Genomic DNA, 18,441 nt, shown 5'->3' with positions numbered 1-18,441 from the left:
GTAAAAGTACGTAAAAAAAAGATTTAAATAAATGCGATTGTTGTACTTTTGCCTTTCTATTTAACAAAAAGTATATTCACTAATATTATGGATAGGTTTTCATTTTTAAATGCAGCGCATACAGAGTTTTTCGCACAATTATATGATCAGTATTTAGTAAATCCAGATAGCGTTGAGCCAAGCTGGAGAAGTTTTTTTCAAGGTTTCGACTTTGGACAAACGACTTATAATGACGAAAATCCGGTTCAACGAATCGTTGAGTATGTAACTAGCGACAACACAGATTGTAGTCTTGTTTCTGACAAACTACAAAAAGAATTCAATGTACTAAAGTTAATCGATGCCTACCGTACTCGTGGCCACTTGTTTACAAAAACAAATCCGGTTCGTGATCGCAGAACATCTTCTCCAACATTAGACATTGAAAATTTCGGATTAACAACTGCTGATCTTTCTACAGTTTTTGATGCTGCTCAAACTATTGGAGTGGGACCTTCTACTTTGCAAGACATTATAACGCGTCTTAAATCTATTTACTGCCAGCATATTGGTATTGAATATATGTATATCAGAAATCCAGGCGTTGTAAAATGGATTCAGGATAAACTGGCTGTAAATGTTAATCAGCCTAATTTCTCTTCTGAAGAAAAGAAAACTATCTTAAATAAATTAAACCAGGCAGTTTCTTTCGAGAACTTCCTTCACACTAAATACGTAGGTCAAAAACGATTTTCATTAGAAGGTGGAGAATCTATTATTCCCGCTTTAGATGCTTTGATCGAACAGGCTGCTGAAAAAGGTGTTGAACAATTCGTAATGGGAATGGCTCACCGTGGTCGTTTGAACGTTTTGGCTAACATCTTCGGAAAATCTACTCAGGATATCTTTGGTGAGTTTGACGGTAAAGATTACGATCAGGAATATTTTGATGGTGACGTAAAATACCACTTAGGTCTTACTGCCGACAAAAAAACAAGAACAGGAAAAAGTATCAATATCAATTTAGCACCAAACCCATCTCACTTAGAAACGGTTGGAGCTGTAATTGAAGGGATAACAAGAGCAAAACAAGATAAATACTATCCAAATGATTTCTCTAAAGTATTACCAATCGCCGTTCACGGAGATGCTGCAATCGCAGGTCAGGGTATCTTGTACGAAATCATTCAAATGGCTCAGCTTGACGGTTACAAAACCGGAGGAACAATCCATATTGTAATCAACAATCAGGTTGGTTTTACTACTAACTACTTAGACGCTCGTTCTTCTACTTACTGTACAGATGTTGCCAAAGTAACACTTTCGCCAGTATTACACGTAAATGCTGACGATGCTGAAGCTGTTGTACATGCAGTATCTTTTGCATTAGATTACAGAATGCAATTTGGACGTGACGTATTTATTGACTTATTAGGGTACAGAAAATACGGTCATAACGAAGGTGACGAACCTCGTTTTACTCAACCTGTTTTATATAAAATCATCGCAAAACATAAAAATCCAAGAGATATTTATGCAGAGAAATTATTGTCTGATGGCGTAATTGATGCCTCTTATGTAAATGCTTTAGAAAAAGAATACAAATCTACCATGGAGGAGAACTTAGAAGCTTCCCGTAAAAAAGATTTGACTATTATAACTCCATTCATGAAAAACGAATGGGACGGATTTGTTCAGGTAACAGATACTCAAATGCTTGAAAAAGTAGATACTACTTTTGACAAAAAAGGATTGGATTCTATTATCAATACAATATCTACTTTACCTGAAGACAAAAAGTTTATTAATAAAATAACTAAAATTGTTACGGACAGAAAAGCCGGATACGACAATAATACAATTGACTGGGGAACTGCAGAAGCACTGGCTTACGGTTCACTTTTGACTGAAGGATTTGATATTCGTATTTCTGGTCAGGACGTAGAGCGTGGTACATTCTCTCACCGTCATGCTGTAGTTAAAGTTGAAGATTCTGAAGAAGAAGTAATTCTATTGGATAGTATCGAAAACAAAAAAGGAAAATTTGGCGTATTCAATTCTCTTTTATCTGAATATGGTGTTCTTGGTTTTGATTATGGATATGCATTAGCGAATCCAAAAGCCTTGACTATTTGGGAAGCACAATTTGGTGATTTCTCTAATGGAGCACAAATCATGATTGACCAGTACATTTCATGTGGTGAAGACAAATGGAACAACCAAAATGGTATTGTTTTATTATTGCCCCACGGATACGAAGGACAAGGTGCAGAACACTCTTCTGCAAGAATGGAGCGTTATTTACAACTTTGCGCAAGACAAAATATGTATGTTGCAGATTGTACAACTCCTGCCAACTTCTTCCACTTGTTGAGAAGACAAATGAAAACAAATTTCCGTAAACCGTTGATTGTTTTCTCTCCAAAAAGTTTATTGCGTGATCCAAGATGCGTTTCTACAGCAGATGAATTAGCTACAGGAAGTTTCCAGGAAACAATTGATGACAATACAGTAGATAAAAAAGCAGTAAAAACATTGGTTTTTGTTACTGGTAAATTCTACTATGACATCGTTGCTGAAAGAGAAAACAACGGAAGAAATGACGTTGCAGTTGTTCGTATCGAGCAATTATTCCCTTTCCCGGCTGCACAACTTAAAGAAATCATCGCACAATATCCAAATGCAGATGATTATGTTTGGGCTCAGGAAGAACCTAAAAACATGGGAGCTTACAGCTTTATGTTAATGAACTTTGATCTTGTAAAATGGAGATTAGCTTCGTTAAAAGCTTATGCTGCACCAGCATCAGGAAGTTATACACGTGCAAAACGTCGTCATGCAGATGCAATTAGAATGGTATTCGATAAAGATTTATTCAGATAAAAAATTAGTTTAACGTTTAAGGCTTAGAGTTCGACCAAACACTTTAAGCTTTAAACAATACAAACCTTAAACAAAAACAAAGATGATTTTAGAAATGAAAGTCCCATCACCAGGGGAATCAATAAAAGAAGTTGAAATTGCAACTTGGTTAGTAAAAGACGGAGATTATGTAGAAAAAGATCAAGCTATTGCTGAAGTTGATTCAGACAAAGCAACTCTTGAATTACCTGCTGAAATGAGCGGAATTATTACGCTAAAAGCTGAAGAAGGTGATGCAGTTGCTGTAGGAGCTGTAGTTTGTTTAATTGATACAGATGGTGTAAAACCTGCAGGTGATGCTCCGGCTGCACCAGCGGCTGAGGCTCCTAAAGCTGAAGCTCCAAAGGCAGAAGTAAAAGCTGAGGCTCCAAAAGCAGCACCAGCACAAGCTCCGGCAGCTACAAGTTATGCAGCAGGAACTCCTTCTCCGGCAGCAAGAAAAATATTAGACGAAAAAAACATAGCACCGGCAACTATTTCAGGAACTGGTAAGGACGGAAGAATCACTAAAGAAGATGCTGTAAACGCAGTACCTTCTATGGGAACTCCAACTGGAGGAAACCGTGGATCTGAGCGTACAAAATTATCAATGTTGCGTCGTAAAGTAGCTGAAAGATTAGTAGCTGCTAAAAACGAAACAGCAATGTTAACTACTTTTAATGAAGTTAACATGACGCCAATCAACTTGATTCGTAACGAATACAAAGATGCTTTCAAAGCAAAACATGGCGGTCTTGGATTAGGATACATGTCTTTCTTTACAAAAGCAGTTACAAGAGCATTAGAATTATATCCTGATGTTAACTCAATGATGGATGGTGACTATAAAATCGCTTACGATTTTGCTGATATCTCTATCGCAGTTTCAGGACCAAAAGGTTTAATGGTCCCTGTAGTTCGTAATGCTGAAAACTTAACTTTCCGTGGTGTTGAAGCTGAAATCAAAAGATTAGCATTGAGAGCCCGTGATGGTCAAATTACTGTTGACGATATGACTGGTGGAACTTTTACCATTACTAATGGAGGAGTTTTTGGAAGTATGTTAAGTACTCCTATCATCAACCCTCCTCAATCAGGAATTTTAGGAATGCACAATATTATTGAGCGTCCGATTGCTGTAAACGGCAAAGTTGAAATTCACCCAATGATGTACGTTGCACTTTCTTATGACCACAGAATTATCGACGGACGTGAGTCAGTTGGTTTCTTGGTTGCTGTAAAAGAAGCTTTAGAAAATCCAGTAGAATTATTGATGAATGGCGATGCTAAACGTGCTTTAGAATTGTAATTGTAAGTAATTTTCACAATAACCAAAAACCTGTTCACTGGCGTGAACAGGTTTTTTTATGCAAAACTTGCTTAAGATTTGCTTAAGATGTTAATTTTTTAAATAAACGTAAATTTCAACCTTTAAAAAATATTTTATTTAGAATAAATAAGAATAGCTTGTACAGTTGCTAATCAACAACTAAATTTGCGCTATTAAAATCAATTCTAAATAAAATGAAATATAAATTTACAATTTCTTTTTTGAGCTTTTGTTTTTTTCTATTAGCAGCTACAAGTATCTCTGCACAGGAAAAAGCATCTATTAAGGGCCAAATTAGTTTAAATAGTGACGAATCTCCTGAGAACATCTCTGTTGTATTAAAAGGTACAAAATCAGGAACAACTACAGATGATGCCGGTAATTATATTTTAAAAAACATTAAGCCTGGAACTTATACTTTAAAAGTCTCTTCAATAGGCTACATTACGCAGGAAAAAACAATTGTAGTAAAAGAAGGTGATAACCTGACTCAAAATTTTTCTATTTCTACAAACTCAGAAGACTTAACAGAAGTAGTGGTTAATAGTGGCAAGAAAAATCATTTCGCCCGTAAAGACAATCGACAAATTTCCAGATTACCTCTTAAAAACCTTGAAAATCCACAAGTATATACTACCATTACAGGAGAATTATTAAAAGAGCAAGTGGTTACCAATTTTGATGATGCGTTAAAAAATGCATCTGGTATAACTCCACTTTGGGCAGCAACAGGACGTGCCGGAGACGGAGCCGCTTATTACTCTTTAAGAGGATTCCCAGTACAGCCAACAATGGTGAATGGTTTGCCAGGTTTAACAAACGGAAGTTTAGATCCGGCAAATATTGATAGAATTGAAATTATCAGAGGTCCATCAGGAACTTTGTTTGGAAGTAGTTTAATCTCTTACGGAGGTTTGATTAATACCACTACAAAAAGACCTTATAAAACATTTGGAGGAGAAGTAAATTACACTACAGGAAGCTATGGTTTACACCGCGCAGTTGTAGATTTAAATACACCTCTTAATGATACAAAAACTTTAAATTTCAGAGTAAATTCAGCATACAATAAACAAGAAAGTTTTCAGGACGCCGGTTTCAAAGAATCTTTTTTTATAGCACCTTCATTATCTTATGATGTAAATGATAAATTATCATTTTTAATGAATACTGAATTTATGAGCAGCGAGGCTACAAACCCAACGATGCTATTTTTAGACAGAGGAACACCATTACGAGTGCATAATATTAAGGAGTTAAATTACGATAACAAACGTTCTTACACAAGTAACGAACTAACAATGAAAACTCCTTCATACAACATTCAGGCTCAGATGAACTATAAATTTTCTGACCAATGGAGTTCTCAAACTGTGTTCTCTACCAGTTCAGCAAAATCGCAAGGAAACTATACTTACTTATACGAAGGCACAAGCAATCCTCTTTTCAAATCACTAAAAGACGGAATTGTATTAGGCAGACAATTTACAGATCAGGACAATCAAAATATAACAACAGATATTCAGCAAAACTTTAATGGTGATTTCAAAATTGGAAATTTCAGAAACAGAATTGTTATAGGTTTTGATTATTTCAAAAGAACCGCCTCTGATCGTAGTTCCGGATACGTTTCAAATGGTCTTATATATATTGGCAATGACTTACAAACTTTTAACAACATCATTGGGAAACAAACAAATGGAGATTCCGGAGATTTAACAAAAGCAGGTTCAGATGCTCTTATTGCAAATAGTCCAAGAAACAACAATAATACAAAACAAGAAGTTTACAGCGCTTACGTTTCTGACGTAATCAACTTTACACCTGCATTCTCTGCGATGTTAAGCTTACGTGCTGACCGTTTTATGAACGCCAAAAACGACGGATACAATCAAACTGCTTTTTCTCCAAAATTCGGACTAGTGTATCAGCCAATTTTAGACAAAGTTTCCATTTTTGCTAATTACATGAATGGATTCGTAAACGTTGCTCCGGGACAAAATCGTGTTTCGAATGTAACTACACCAGTTATATTTAATCCAGAACGCGCAAATCAGTTTGAAGTTGGAACTAAATTAAACCTGTTCAAAGACAAACTATATGCTACTTTTAGCTATTACGATATTCAGGTTTCTGATCAGGTCTATGTAGTAGAAACTCCTTATATCGATCCTGCAGATCCAACAGCTGAACTACCAAACGATCAGGCTTCTTATCAAGATGGTGCTCAAAGAAATAAAGGTTTTGAAGCAGAATTTATTGCAAATCCAATTAATGGTTTAAATATTATTTTAGGATATAGCTATAATGATGCCGTTTTAACAAAAGGAGATCCTGATTTTGTGGGTCACAGATCTGAAAATGCAGGACCAAGAAACCTGGCAAACCTTTGGGCTAGTTATAAATTTACAAACGGTTTACTTAGAGGTTTTGGTTTAGGTTTTGGCGGAAATTATGTTGGCGACAATATGATCATGAACAGAAATGTCGCAGGAACATTTACAATACCCGCCTACACAGCTTTAAATTCATCTCTATTTTACAATGTTGAAAAATTCACAATCACACTTAAATTAAACAACATTACAAACGAAGAAATCTATGATGGATGGTCAACGATACATCCAAAAGATGCCAGAGCTTTGATTGCAAGTTTCTCTTACAGATTCTAAAAAACAAATAACAAAAACACCTTTCTATAAGATAGAAAGGTGTTTTTTAAATTCTATGAAATTATGATAACAATAGCAAGTCTCATCGTTTTTTTAGCTTTTTACACTCTTTACTATACTTCGAAAAGAGCTACTTTATCTTATGATTTAGGTTTTGAGAAATGGATGAAAAGTAATCCTAAGCCAACCAAATATATCGGTTTAGGACTTCTTTTATTAGCGTACTGTCTTTGGTTGTTTACACAATCACTTTGCTGTGGAACTTTAATGTTTTTTATTCAGCTAATGACAATTGGAAGTTTGATTATCATTTTGACTCCCTTAAAAAAAATTAGCCGATTCGCTATTATTGCTCTCTTTGTAATTGTTGCTTTACTAGAATTTTATTACAACTAACTTATTTCTAACCAAAATATGCCAGCAAACCCAAAATATCTAACCCAATCTAAATGGCAACGATTTGCCAAAATTACAGCGGCTATAATTGGCGGCTATTTTGTTTCAGTCAGTTTTCATTTGGCTTTAGCATCCTGGTTCAAGCGTGCTAATATTCTTATGACAATGGCTTTTAGCGGATTCATTCTTTGGGTAGCCCTTATGATAATTGCTTTCCTAGCAAAAAGCGGATTGAAAATTTGGGGTATTTACATACTCCTTACTCTGGTTTTCTCTCTCCTTATTTATCTTGGTCAAACTTACAATCCGATAGCAAAATAACTTATGAATAACCGTAATTATAATATCTATTTTCATACCCATACTGTTAGCGGAATTGTTATCAGTGTAGTACTCTTTGTGATTTTTTTCGCAGGGTCTTTTTCTTTTTTCAGAGATGACATCAACAATTGGGAAAGAAACGAATCTACTGCTATTACCAAAGAAATTCAATTAGGCTACAACACAGCCTTAAAAAAATTAGACAAGGAATACGTTCTGCACGGAAGAAACGTAACAATTTCTAAAAACAGTAACGAAAGAAGGGTTGCCGTTTATATGGAAGGCACCAAAGATACTTTGGCTCCAGCCAAACAAAAAGAAGGTTCGTTTTTCTATCTTGACACTAAAACCTACAAGACTTTTACTTACGAACAATCCTATTCATTAGGCGAATTTTTGTATCGATTACATTTCTTAGCCCAAATTCCGTATCCGGTGGGTTATTATCTTTCCGGCTTTATTGCTTTATTTTTCTTGTTTGCAATCTTAACAGGTGTTTTATTGCATTGGAAAAAAATCGTTTCTAACTTCTATATTTTCCGTCCAAAAGAAAAATTAAAAACATTATGGACAGATGCCCATACTGCTTTAGGAATGATTGGCCTGCCTTTTCAGTTTGTTTATGCCGTAACAGGAGCCTTTTTTATGATCAAACTTTTGATTGTTGCGCCTGCTGTAATGACATTATATAAAGGAGATCAGGATAAATTATATAAAGAACTAGAATACAGCGACCCGGAATATAAATTTGATAATAAAAGATTAGCCACACCATTTAATATCGATCAGTTAGTTGCAAAAGCAAAAAGCAACTGGAAGGATTTCGAAATTACCCGTGTTTTTATTCAGAATTATGGTGATGCGAATATGCATGTCGTTGTAGAAGGCGAAATGCCAAGTCACAAAAAATTTACAGGAATAGGAAAAGTGATTTACAGAATTGCTGACGGGAAAGAAATCGCAAAGAAAAACCCTGTTACGCAAAACAACTATCTCGATGTTGTAAAAAATGTTTTGTATAAAATACATTTTGGCGATTACGGAGGTTATCCTTTAAGAATCGTAAGTTTCGTTTTAGGAATTATTACGTGTTTTGTCATCATTTCAGGCGTAATGATTTGGTTAGTTGCCAGACAAAAAAATAATTTACCTGAAAAGAAAAGACGATTCAACGCTGCAGTTGTTCGTATTTATCTGGCCATATGTTTAAGCATGTACCCTATTACTGCACTTGCGTTTATTGCTACAAAAATATTTTATCCCTTAAGTCAGAATAATCTTTTTGCGGTTTATTTTGGTGGATGGCTGGCTCTTACCATCTTTTTTATCCTAAAAAAGAATGATGCTTTTACCAATAAATTCTGTTTAATTTCAGGAAGTTTTTTAGGATTTCTAATTCCAATTACAAACGGAATCGTATCTGGAAACTGGTTCTGGCATTCGTTTATGCACAATCACATTCAGGTTTTCTTTATTGATGTTTTCTGGATTGTTCTGGCTTCGCTAACACTTTATGTAGCCTATCATTTAAAACCGAAAAAAGCAGTTTCTTAAAAATTAGCTTAAATTATTTGCCCTCTATTGATTTAGCGTATACTTTTACGCTTTATTCAAAAAATGGGATTTAAAAAACAAATACGTTTTCTACATAAATGGCTCGGATTAATTTCCGGGCTTATTGTTTTTATTATCAGTATTACCGGTTGTATTTTTTGTTTTCATGACGAAATAAAAGACATTACCCGAAAAGAATGGCGATTGGTAGAATCTCAGGACAAACCTTTTCTAATGCCTTCTATTTTACAGGAAAAGTCAAAAGAAATTCTTCCGGACTATAAACAATCAATGGTTTCTTTTTACGGGAAAAATAGATCTGCGATTGTTTACACATATTCTGATAACCAAAATCGATATCTCTACTTTAATCCCTACACAGGAAAATATTTAAAAACCGAAGATCCTGCAACTGATTTTTTCATCATTATCGAATATATTCATTTGTATTTACTCTTGCCGGATTATATAGGTAAACACATAATTGGTAGCGCAACTATCATTTTTATTTTATTACTGATTTCGGGAATTATCCAGTGGTGGCCAAAACGAAGAAGCGATATCAAACGAAGTTTTACCGTAAAATGGTCGGCAAAATGGCGTCGTGTAAATTATGACTGGCACAACACTTCCGGATTTTATATTGCCATAATCGCTGCTATTATTGCCATTACAGGTTTAACTTTTACTTATGAATGGGTTGGAGATGGCATTTATAAAACCTTCAATTTTGGTGGAGATAAAGCTTTAGAAACAAAAGCGCCTGTAATTGACACTACAAAATTTGCGACTAACAAACTTACTGCTGTCGATAGTGCTTTTGTTGCAACTATGAAACTACAACCTGAAGCCGAAATGATTTTTATAACTTACCCTCTGCAAAAAGGAGACTTAATTAATACCGGAGCGTATCCTCATACTTTACGATACGATCATCAAAGCAATTATTATTTTCATCCGGGTGATGGAAAATTAATCCAAAGTCAGCCTTTCGACAAAAAGAGTTTAGGCCTGCAAGTTGTCGAAATGAATTACGGAATACATACGGGACAAATTTTAGATTTACCGGGAAAAATTATTGCTTTTATTATCAGCTTAATTACCGCAGCTTTGCCTGTAACAGGTTTTGTAATTTGGTACGGACGAAGAAATAAATCCTGTAAAAAAATAAAGGCCTAAAAATTTAACCGCAAAGGACGCAAGTTTTTATCTTATCATTACAAACGCAAAGTTCGCCAAAGCTATAATTTATAAAGCTTTCCGAACTTTGCGCTTATATAAAATCTTATAAATAAAAAAACCGCTAACTAAAGCGGTTTTCTAAATTATTCGAAATAGTATTAATTTCTATTTGCTAATGCATTTTTCTGTAAGTTTTTAACTGAAGTGACTTTGCTGTTTTCGTAAGCAACCTCGCAAAGGTTTTTTTCAGTAAAGAAAATCCATTTTCCAGTTTTCAATCCGTCTGTGTATTCTCCTACGGCAACTTTATTTCCTTTTTCATCATAAGACACCCAAACACCATCTAATTTACCATCTTTAAAAAAGCCTTCTTGTTGTACCTGACCATTTTCATGATAATAAGTAGCTTTTACTTTGTTTCCAACAGCTTCTAATTCTGGTTTTATCTCTTGTGCAACTAAAATTCCAGAGAACAATATTGCAACTAAAATTACACACTTTTTCATATCTTGAGGTTTTAATGTTATCAAATCGTTATCAAATATAATTAATTATTTACATTAAAAAAACTTTTACTTAACAATTTGGTAACATTGGATTAAAGCTTAACATTGGAAATTTACCAAAAACAAAAAAACCAGTGCTGAAGCACTGGCTTTACTGGGTTTTTATAAAAAACACAAATTTACTATAACGTTATAAATTTGGTAAATAAATTACTTCAATAATGAGTCTAATTGCGTTTGAAGCTCTGGAGACGAAGGTCTTGCAGCATCTGCGCTTAAAACATTTCCTTTAGGATCAACGATAATAAATCTCGGAATTCCCGTTACACCATAACTTGTCACAAATTCAGATTCCCAATCTTTATCAGCAAATAATTGAATACCGCCTAAGTTTTTATCCCTTACAAATTTTTTCCATTTTTCATTGTCCTTTACCTTATCAATTGAAATACTCACGAACTCAATGTTTTTTCCGTGATATTTTTCTTCAATTTTTTGCAAGTAAGGTATCTCAGCTCTACAAGGCGCACACCATGTAGCCCAAAGATCAATGTAAACATATTTACCTTTTAGATCAGAAAGTTTTGTTTTTCCACCTTTGTAATTATCATAATCAAATTCAGGAGATGGTTTTCCGTTCAACTTATTTGCCTTAGAAGCTCTTTCATATTCCTGCGCTGCATATTGGTTAAAACTTTCAAAACTACCTTTTAAAGCGGTTTTAAATTCAGGATCAAAATTACCTTTTTCAACATTTTCAATATCTGTTTTTTTCTTTGCTTCTAAAAGCGAGGTAAATTCTGCAGGTTCTTTAGCGAAAGCTTCTTTTTGAAATTGCTCGTCTTTTAAAGCTTGCTGAGCCATAAAATTACTCTCGTCTACACCTTTACCTTTATAGACAATTGTTTCATCAAACTCTTTAGCATTCATCGTTAAATTGATCTCTGAGTTTGGCTTTAAATACAAATTAGAAGACTCTGTACCATCAGAAAACATATAAAACCCTTTTGGAGCATCAAAATTGGCTGCAAAAACCTCTTTTTTATTAATTGGGATTACTTGTTTAAAATTATCCCTGCCTCTAATCACTAAAGTATCGCTATTTCTATTGGTAATTTTAGCCGTAAATTTAATTTGATTTTTGGTTTGACCTATAACATTCAAAGCGCTAAAAATCAACAGACCAGTAACAAAAAGTTTGTTCATATAAATTAAAGTTTGTTTTTAGTGATTCAAATCTAAAGAAATTACAGCTCCCAAATTTAAGAATTAACAAAATATTTCAAATTATTGAGCATCTAGTGATCACTTTACTACATTAATTTGAATTTTGTGTTTACTTTTGCAGTCTAAAATTTTGATCATGTATAGAAGTCATAATTGTGGCGAATTAAACGCCTCAAATATTAATACGGAAGTTACACTAGCGGGTTGGGTTCAAAAATCACGCGATAAAGGATTTATGAATTGGGTTGACTTACGCGACCGTTACGGAATTACACAACTTATTTTCGACGAAAGCCGTACTGATAAAACGGTTTTTGAACTGGCAAAAACGCTGGGTAGAGAATTTGTAATTCAGGTAAAAGGAACTGTAATTGAGCGTGAAGCTAAGAACAAAAATATTCCAACTGGTGAGATCGAAATTTTAGTTACTGAATTAACGATCTTAAATGCAGCATTAACACCTCCATTTACCATTGAAGATGAAACTGATGGTGGAGAAGATATCAGAATGAAATATCGTTATTTAGATATTCGTAGAAATCCTGTAAAAAACAGTTTGTTGTTCCGCCATAAAGTAGCGATGGAAGTTCGTAAATATTTATCTGATTTAGATTTTTGCGAAGTTGAGACCCCTTACTTAATCAAATCGACTCCTGAAGGAGCAAGAGATTTCGTTGTACCTAGCCGTATGAACGAAGGACAGTTTTATGCATTACCACAATCTCCTCAAACTTTCAAACAATTATTGATGGTGGGCGGAATGGATAAATATTTCCAGATTGTGAAATGTTTCCGTGACGAAGATTTGCGCGCTGACCGTCAGCCTGAGTTTACACAAATCGATTGCGAAATGGCATTTGTGGAGCAAGAAGACATTTTGAATGTTTTTGAAGGTCTGACAAGACATTTACTAAAAGAAATTAAAGGCATTGAAGTAGATAAATTCCCTAGAATTACTTACGACTATGCCATGAAAACATATGGAAATGACAAACCGGACATTCGTTTCGGGATGGAATTTGGTGAGTTAAACGAATTTGCGCAACATAAAGATTTCCCGGTATTCAATGCTGCTGAATTAGTTGTGGGAATTGCAGTTCCTGGAGCAGGAAATTATACCCGTAAAGAAATTGACGGATTGATTGACTGGGTAAAACGTCCGCAAGTTGGAGCATCAGGAATGGTGTACGCAAAATGCAATGACGACGGAACTTTTAAATCATCTGTAGATAAATTTTACGATCAGGACGATTTAGGACAATGGGCAAAAATTACAGGAGCAAAACCTGGCGATATGATTTTTGTGCTTTCAGGACCGGCTAACAAAACACGTGCTCAGCTTTCAGCACTTCGTATGGAACTGGCCACTCGTTTAGGATTGCGTAAACCGGAAGAATTTGCTCCGTTATGGGTTGTAGATTTCCCATTATTAGAACTTGATGAAGAAACGGGTCGTCACCACGCTATGCACCACCCTTTTACATCTCCAAAACCGGAAGACATGCAATTATTAGAAACTGAACCTGGAAAAGTTCGCGCTAATGCATATGATATGGTATTAAACGGAAATGAAATTGGAGGAGGATCTATTCGTATTCATGATAAAGCGACTCAACAATTAATGTTTAAATATTTAGGCTTTACCGAAGAAGAAGCAAAAGCACAATTTGGTTTCTTAATGGATGCTTTTCAGTTTGGTGCACCACCACACGGAGGTTTAGCATTTGGTCTTGACAGATTAGTAGCTATTTTAGGAGGACAGGAAACAATTAGAGATTTTATTGCTTTCCCTAAAAACAATTCAGGTCGCGATGTAATGATCGATGCACCTGCAAAAATCGATGATGCTCAATTAAAAGAATTACACATCAAAATTGATGCAATATAAATTCTCAGAATTTTAAAATTACAGATGGCAGCTATTAATTTTAGCTGCCATTTTTTTGGATTTTTTTCGTCTTTTAACCTAAAATTTGTAGCGCTATAAAGAGAGAATATGAGTAATTACAAGTATTCTGCCACATTTACACAGTTTTAAGGATCGGCTTGTGCATAATATAAGAAAAATTTGTAAACTATAAGCTACTTTTTTAACTTTTATTCTTACAATTAATGATTCTTAAATAAAATACTTCCATATCAAAATTGATGCAATATAAATAGCGAAAACACTGTGAATCAATAATTTTTACAAAAAATTAACACCTTATTGTCTTTTGTATGAATTTATATATTACATTTGCTTCATTATAAATTATTATTACAATTACAATGCGTACAGGTACAGTAAAATTTTTCAATGAATCTAAAGGTTATGGATTCATTACAGACGAAGAAACAGGAAAAGATATCTTCGTTCACGCTTCAGGAATTAACGCGGAAGAATTACGCGAAGGTGACCGTGTAAGCTACGAAGAAGAAGAAGGAAGAAAAGGGAAAGTTGCTGCTAAAGTAGCAGTAATCTAAGAAAAATATAGCAATTTATTTTTTTTGCCTCTGAATGGTTTAAAAACGTTTCGATTTATTTCGAAGCGTTTTTTTTTTGCTCAAATCTTAAAAAAACCTTAAAATAGGTTACTATTATTTATAATGAATAAAAATTACAAATATTCACCCTTTTCTAACACACTTAAATCCTTTTTTAGCTTGTGATTTACAGAGTTGAAAGTTATCTTTGTGGCTTATTCTTTAAGTAAAAAACCTAAGATTATGCAATCTGATCAATACAATTACATTCCTATTTTAATGCAGTTCATTTTGGCTGTTGGTTTTGTGGTAGGAACAATTATTATTTCCGGAAAATTAGGACCAAAAAGAAGCTCTGAAACCAAAGATAAAAACTTTGAGTGCGGTATCGAATCTGTTGGAAATGCCCGTATCCCTTTTTCAGTAAAATACTTCCTTGTGGCCATTTTGTTTGTATTGTTTGACGTAGAGGTAATTTTCCTTTATCCTTGGGCAGTAAACTTTAAAGAACTAGGAGTAGAAGGAATGCTAAAGATGATCGTATTCATGTCACTTCTTTTAGTGGGCTTTTTCTACATCATCAAGAAAAAAGCATTAGACTGGGAATAAAATGATTTTAGATTTTAGATTAGTGATTTTAGATTAGAACCGGTCCTTATCCGAAATAGATTTAGAATTACAATTTGAAATTTGATTTCCTCGAATTAATACACTGATTTAAAAAATTGATTTTAACTTTTACGATTTCCTAAATCTAAAATCTAAAATCAGAAATCTAAAATAAAATGAGCAATTCAAATGTAAATATGGTTGCACCACCAGAAGGGGTTGTAGGAGAAGGTTTCTTCGCTACAAAACTTAATGATGTTGTAGGTTTAGCAAGAGCCAATTCATTATGGCCATTGCCTTTCGCAACTTCATGCTGTGGTATCGAATTCATGGCTACAATGGCTTCACACTACGATTTAGCACGATTTGGTTCTGAGCGTGTGAGTTTTTCTCCTCGTCAGGCTGATATGTTGCTTGTTATGGGAACTATTTCTAAAAAAATGGCTCCTATTTTAAGACAGGTTTACGAACAAATGTCTGAACCACGCTGGGTAATTGCTGTTGGAGCTTGTGCTTCATCAGGAGGAATCTTTGATACGTATTCTGTCTTACAAGGAATTGACAAAGTAATTCCGGTTGACGTTTATGTACCGGGATGCCCGCCAAGACCAGAACAAATTGTTGATGGAGTAATGAGACTTCAGGAACTGGTAAAAAGCGAATCTGTTAGACGCAGAAGCTCTCCGGAATACCAAGAATTATTAGCTTCATATAATATTTCATAAGATGGCTTTAGAAAATACACTGATCCAGGATAAACTTACAGAAACATTTGATGCAAGTGTTTTTAACTTTCACGACGAAAGAGATGTTTTTACTTTAGAAACCAGCGCTGATAAAATCACAGCTTTGATTCTTTTCTTAAAAAACGATTCCGACCTTCGTTTTCACTTTTTAACTGATTTATGCGGAGTTCACTATCCGGACAATGAAACAGATCGTCAGTTTGCCATAGTATATCATTTACACAACTGGTACGAAAACAAAAGAATTAGAATAAAAGTATTCTTAAACGGTGAAAAACCAGAAATTAAAACCATTTCAAATATTTTCTTAAGTTCAAACTGGATGGAAAGAGAAACATACGACTTTTTCGGAATCAATTTTATTGGACATCCGCAATTGAAACGTATTTTGAATATGGATGAAATGGTGTCTTTCCCAATGCGAAAAGAATTCCCAATGGAAGACAGCGGAAGAACTGATAAAGATGACAGATTCTTTGGAAGAACAACAACAAATTGCTAAAAATAAATAATTCAACATTATAAAATGTCAGAACTATTATTACCACCAGAGCATCGTTATGCTAAAATAGTAAAGGATAAACTAAACGAAGACGGAAGCGAGCTTTCGGTACTGAATTTAGGCCCAACACACCCAGCCACTCACGGTATTTTTCAAAATATCCTGTTGATGGACGGTGAGAGAATTCTTGAAGCTGAACCAACTATTGGTTACATTCACAGAGCTTTTGAGAAAATCGCCGAAAATCGTCCTTTTTATCAAATCACACCTCTTACGGACCGTATGAACTATTGTTCCTCTCCTATCAATAATATGGGATGGTGGATGACTCTGGAGAAATTGCTCAATATTGAAGTTCCTAAACGCGCTCAGTATTTAAGAGTTATCGTAATGGAATTGGCTCGTATTACAGATCACTTAATTTGTAACTCAATCTTAGGTGTTGATACTGGCGCTTATACTGGTTTCTTATACGTTTTTCAATTTAGAGAAAAAGTTTACGAGATTTACGAAGAAATTTGTGGTGCTCGTTTAACAACAAATATGGGAAGAATTGGTGGTTTCGAAAGAGATTGGTCACCAGAAGCTTTCCGCAAATTAGATGTGTTTTTAAAAGAATTCCCTGTCGCATGGCAAGAATTTGAAAACTTATTCGAAAGAAACAGAATTTTCCTTGACAGAACCGTAGACGTAGGTGCAATCTCAGCAGAGCAAGCAATGGCTTACGGATTTACAGGTCCTAACTTACGTGCTGCCGGAGTTGATTACGATGTACGTGTAGCACACCCATATTCTTCTTACGAAGATTTCGATTTTATTGTTCCTGTTGGAAAATCAGGAGATACTTACGATCGTTTCTGTGTTCGTAATGCTGAAGTTCGTGAAAGTTTAAGCATTATTCGTCAGGCTTTGGATAAAATGCCAGCCGGAAACGAATACCATGCAGAAGTTCCTGATTACTACCTTCCTCCAAAAGAAGATGTTTACACTTCGATGGAATCTTTAATTTATCACTTTAAAATTGTCATGGGAGAAGTTCCTGTACCAGTTGCTGAAGTGTATCATGCAGTTGAAGGTGGAAACGGAGAATTAGGATTTTATTTAGTTACTGACGGAAGCAGAACTCCATATAGATTACATTTTAGAAGACCTTGTTTTATCTATTATCAGGCCTATCCTGAAATGATCAAAGGATCTTTACTTTCTGATGCGATTGTTATCTTATCAAGTTTAAATGTAATTGCAGGAGAATTAGACGCGTAAAAAAATTGTAGATTTCTGATTTTAGATTGCACTATTCCACATTTTAAAATTTAGATTGAAAATCTACACTTATATAGAATTGAAGAATTCAGATTGAAAAATCTAAAACTAAAACAAGATTGCAGAATATGGATTTATAAAGAAAAGATTGAAAAATCTAAAATCATAAATCTAAAATTAGAAGATTGCAGAATGAAGGTTATAGATCACAGATTGAAAAAATCTCAGATCTAAAATCTAAAATCCAAAATAAAAAATGGAACGTAAACATTACAAACAAGAAATAAATATGACCGAAGCATTGATTACCCGTATCAATGAATTGATCAGTCATTATCCTGAAGGCAAACAAAAATCAGCGTTGTTGCCTGTTTTGCATGAAGTGCAAGATGCGCATAACAACTGGCTTAGCATTGAATTGCAAGATAAAGTTGCCGAAATTCTTCAGATAAAACCAATTGAGGTATACGAAGTAGTTACATTTTATACCATGTTCAACCAAAAACCAATTGGAAAATACATGTTCGAGTTTTGCCAGACTTCTTGTTGTTGTTTAAATGGTGCCGAAAATTTAATGGATTATACTTCTGAGAAATTAGGCATTAAAATGGGAGAAACAACTCCGGACGGAATGTTTACCATTGCCGGTGTAGAATGTTTAGGTGCCTGCGGATATGCTCCAATGTTACAATTAGGCGATTTCTACAAAGAAAAATTGACAGAAGACAAGATAGATCAGTTAATCGCTGATTGTAAAGATGATAAAATAATATTACACGATAAATAA

The 18,441-nt window shown here is 34.4% G+C and carries 16 protein-coding genes; 14 read left to right on the top strand and 2 right to left on the bottom strand.

Going from position 1 to position 18,441, the window contains the following annotated elements:
• The first annotated feature begins 87 nt into the window (after positions 1-87).
• The 7 genes from IRZ78_RS03455 (at position 88) to IRZ78_RS03425 (ending at position 10,332) form a co-directional block, all read left to right on the top strand.
• On the top strand, positions 88-2,862 hold the full coding sequence (locus IRZ78_RS03455) for a 2-oxoglutarate dehydrogenase E1 component (RefSeq protein ID WP_194615189.1): 2,775 nt from the start codon (positions 88-90) through the stop codon (positions 2,860-2,862).
• A gap of 82 nt (positions 2,863-2,944) precedes the next feature.
• Positions 2,945-4,189, top strand: coding sequence for a 2-oxoglutarate dehydrogenase complex dihydrolipoyllysine-residue succinyltransferase (gene odhB, locus IRZ78_RS03450; RefSeq protein WP_194615188.1), 1,245 nt, complete (start codon positions 2,945-2,947; stop codon positions 4,187-4,189).
• 215 nt (positions 4,190-4,404) lie between these two features.
• Entirely contained in the window at positions 4,405-6,882 is a 2,478-nt protein-coding gene (locus IRZ78_RS03445; protein WP_194615187.1) for a TonB-dependent receptor, read from the top strand.
• 63 nt (positions 6,883-6,945) lie between these two features.
• Complete coding sequence (locus tag IRZ78_RS03440) at positions 6,946-7,278, top strand: hypothetical protein (RefSeq protein WP_194615186.1); 333 nt, start codon at positions 6,946-6,948, stop codon at positions 7,276-7,278.
• Between the two features lie 18 nt (positions 7,279-7,296).
• The gene (locus IRZ78_RS03435; RefSeq protein WP_194615185.1) at positions 7,297-7,599 is read left to right on the top strand and encodes a hypothetical protein; all 303 of its coding nucleotides are present in this window, start codon (positions 7,297-7,299) and stop codon (positions 7,597-7,599) included.
• Positions 7,600-7,602: 3 nt separating this feature from the next.
• On the top strand, positions 7,603-9,153 hold the full coding sequence (locus tag IRZ78_RS03430; protein ID WP_194615184.1) for a PepSY-associated TM helix domain-containing protein: 1,551 nt from the start codon (positions 7,603-7,605) through the stop codon (positions 9,151-9,153).
• A 63-nt stretch (positions 9,154-9,216) separates the two neighbouring features.
• Complete coding sequence (locus IRZ78_RS03425) at positions 9,217-10,332, top strand: PepSY-associated TM helix domain-containing protein (RefSeq protein WP_194615183.1); 1,116 nt, start codon at positions 9,217-9,219, stop codon at positions 10,330-10,332.
• A 161-nt stretch (positions 10,333-10,493) separates the two neighbouring features.
• Here the strand turns inward: IRZ78_RS03425 and IRZ78_RS03420 are convergent, their stop codons facing one another.
• Positions 10,494-10,841 carry a membrane-binding protein gene (locus IRZ78_RS03420; RefSeq protein WP_194615182.1) on the bottom strand — a complete coding sequence of 116 codons (348 nt, stop codon included), beginning with the start codon at positions 10,839-10,841 and terminating at the stop codon, positions 10,494-10,496.
• A 210-nt stretch (positions 10,842-11,051) separates the two neighbouring features.
• Positions 11,052-12,047: a TlpA disulfide reductase family protein gene (locus IRZ78_RS03415; protein WP_194615181.1), complete on the bottom strand. Its 996-nt coding sequence runs from the start codon at positions 12,045-12,047 to the stop codon at positions 11,052-11,054.
• A gap of 157 nt (positions 12,048-12,204) precedes the next feature.
• On the opposite strand from IRZ78_RS03415, the gene aspS reads away from it, so the two are divergent.
• The 7 genes from aspS to IRZ78_RS03380 all read left to right on the top strand — a co-directional run bounded on the left by aspS (position 12,205) and on the right by IRZ78_RS03380 (position 18,441).
• Positions 12,205-13,956: an aspartate--tRNA ligase gene (aspS, locus tag IRZ78_RS03410; protein ID WP_194615180.1), complete on the top strand. Its 1,752-nt coding sequence runs from the start codon at positions 12,205-12,207 to the stop codon at positions 13,954-13,956.
• 383 nt (positions 13,957-14,339) lie between these two features.
• Positions 14,340-14,534, top strand: a complete 195-nt coding sequence (locus IRZ78_RS03405) for a cold shock domain-containing protein (RefSeq protein ID WP_007137066.1) — start codon at positions 14,340-14,342, stop codon at positions 14,532-14,534.
• A 243-nt stretch (positions 14,535-14,777) separates the two neighbouring features.
• The gene (locus IRZ78_RS03400; protein WP_194615179.1) at positions 14,778-15,143 is read left to right on the top strand and encodes an NADH-quinone oxidoreductase subunit A; all 366 of its coding nucleotides are present in this window, start codon (positions 14,778-14,780) and stop codon (positions 15,141-15,143) included.
• Positions 15,144-15,319: 176 nt separating this feature from the next.
• A complete protein-coding gene (locus tag IRZ78_RS03395) occupies positions 15,320-15,868 on the top strand; it encodes an NADH-quinone oxidoreductase subunit B (protein WP_065451598.1) in 549 nt (182 codons plus the stop codon).
• Between the two features lies 1 nt (position 15,869).
• Positions 15,870-16,391 (top strand): NADH-quinone oxidoreductase subunit C, encoded by a 522-nt coding sequence (locus IRZ78_RS03390; RefSeq protein ID WP_194615178.1) that lies wholly within the window; start codon positions 15,870-15,872, stop codon positions 16,389-16,391.
• Positions 16,392-16,415: 24 nt separating this feature from the next.
• On the top strand, positions 16,416-17,654 hold the full coding sequence (locus IRZ78_RS03385) for an NADH-quinone oxidoreductase subunit D (RefSeq protein ID WP_194615177.1): 1,239 nt from the start codon (positions 16,416-16,418) through the stop codon (positions 17,652-17,654).
• Between the two features lie 256 nt (positions 17,655-17,910).
• Positions 17,911-18,441 (top strand): NAD(P)H-dependent oxidoreductase subunit E, encoded by a 531-nt coding sequence (locus IRZ78_RS03380; RefSeq protein WP_173969066.1) that lies wholly within the window; start codon positions 17,911-17,913, stop codon positions 18,439-18,441.

It is taken from the genome of Flavobacterium sp. CSZ (genome assembly GCF_015350725.1).
Lineage (GTDB): Bacteria > Bacteroidota > Bacteroidia > Flavobacteriales > Flavobacteriaceae > Flavobacterium.
The sequence above is the reverse complement of the archived record's forward strand: the minus strand, read 5'-3'. Positions and strand labels throughout refer to the sequence as shown.

What these genes read in the sequence shown, in the direction of transcription:
- aspS (WP_194615180.1), top strand. Translation starts at nt 12,205, where the DNA reads ATGTATAGAAGTCATAATTGTGGCGAATTAAACGCCTCAAATATTAAT.
- IRZ78_RS03405 (WP_007137066.1), top strand. Translation starts at nt 14,340, where the DNA reads ATGCGTACAGGTACAGTAAAATTTTTCAATGAATCTAAAGGTTATGGA.
- IRZ78_RS03380 (WP_173969066.1), top strand. Translation starts at nt 17,911, where the DNA reads ATGGAACGTAAACATTACAAACAAGAAATAAATATGACCGAAGCATTG.
- IRZ78_RS03435 (WP_194615185.1), top strand. Translation starts at nt 7,297, where the DNA reads ATGCCAGCAAACCCAAAATATCTAACCCAATCTAAATGGCAACGATTT.
- IRZ78_RS03430 (WP_194615184.1), top strand. Translation starts at nt 7,603, where the DNA reads ATGAATAACCGTAATTATAATATCTATTTTCATACCCATACTGTTAGC.
- odhB (WP_194615188.1), top strand. Translation starts at nt 2,945, where the DNA reads ATGATTTTAGAAATGAAAGTCCCATCACCAGGGGAATCAATAAAAGAA.
- IRZ78_RS03455 (WP_194615189.1), top strand. Translation starts at nt 88, where the DNA reads ATGGATAGGTTTTCATTTTTAAATGCAGCGCATACAGAGTTTTTCGCA.
- IRZ78_RS03400 (WP_194615179.1), top strand. Translation starts at nt 14,778, where the DNA reads ATGCAATCTGATCAATACAATTACATTCCTATTTTAATGCAGTTCATT.
- IRZ78_RS03415 (WP_194615181.1), bottom strand. Translation starts at nt 12,047, where the DNA reads ATGAACAAACTTTTTGTTACTGGTCTGTTGATTTTTAGCGCTTTGAAT.
- IRZ78_RS03385 (WP_194615177.1), top strand. Translation starts at nt 16,416, where the DNA reads ATGTCAGAACTATTATTACCACCAGAGCATCGTTATGCTAAAATAGTA.
- IRZ78_RS03420 (WP_194615182.1), bottom strand. Translation starts at nt 10,841, where the DNA reads ATGAAAAAGTGTGTAATTTTAGTTGCAATATTGTTCTCTGGAATTTTA.
- IRZ78_RS03425 (WP_194615183.1), top strand. Translation starts at nt 9,217, where the DNA reads ATGGGATTTAAAAAACAAATACGTTTTCTACATAAATGGCTCGGATTA.
- IRZ78_RS03445 (WP_194615187.1), top strand. Translation starts at nt 4,405, where the DNA reads ATGAAATATAAATTTACAATTTCTTTTTTGAGCTTTTGTTTTTTTCTA.
- IRZ78_RS03395 (WP_065451598.1), top strand. Translation starts at nt 15,320, where the DNA reads ATGAGCAATTCAAATGTAAATATGGTTGCACCACCAGAAGGGGTTGTA.
- IRZ78_RS03440 (WP_194615186.1), top strand. Translation starts at nt 6,946, where the DNA reads ATGATAACAATAGCAAGTCTCATCGTTTTTTTAGCTTTTTACACTCTT.
- IRZ78_RS03390 (WP_194615178.1), top strand. Translation starts at nt 15,870, where the DNA reads ATGGCTTTAGAAAATACACTGATCCAGGATAAACTTACAGAAACATTT.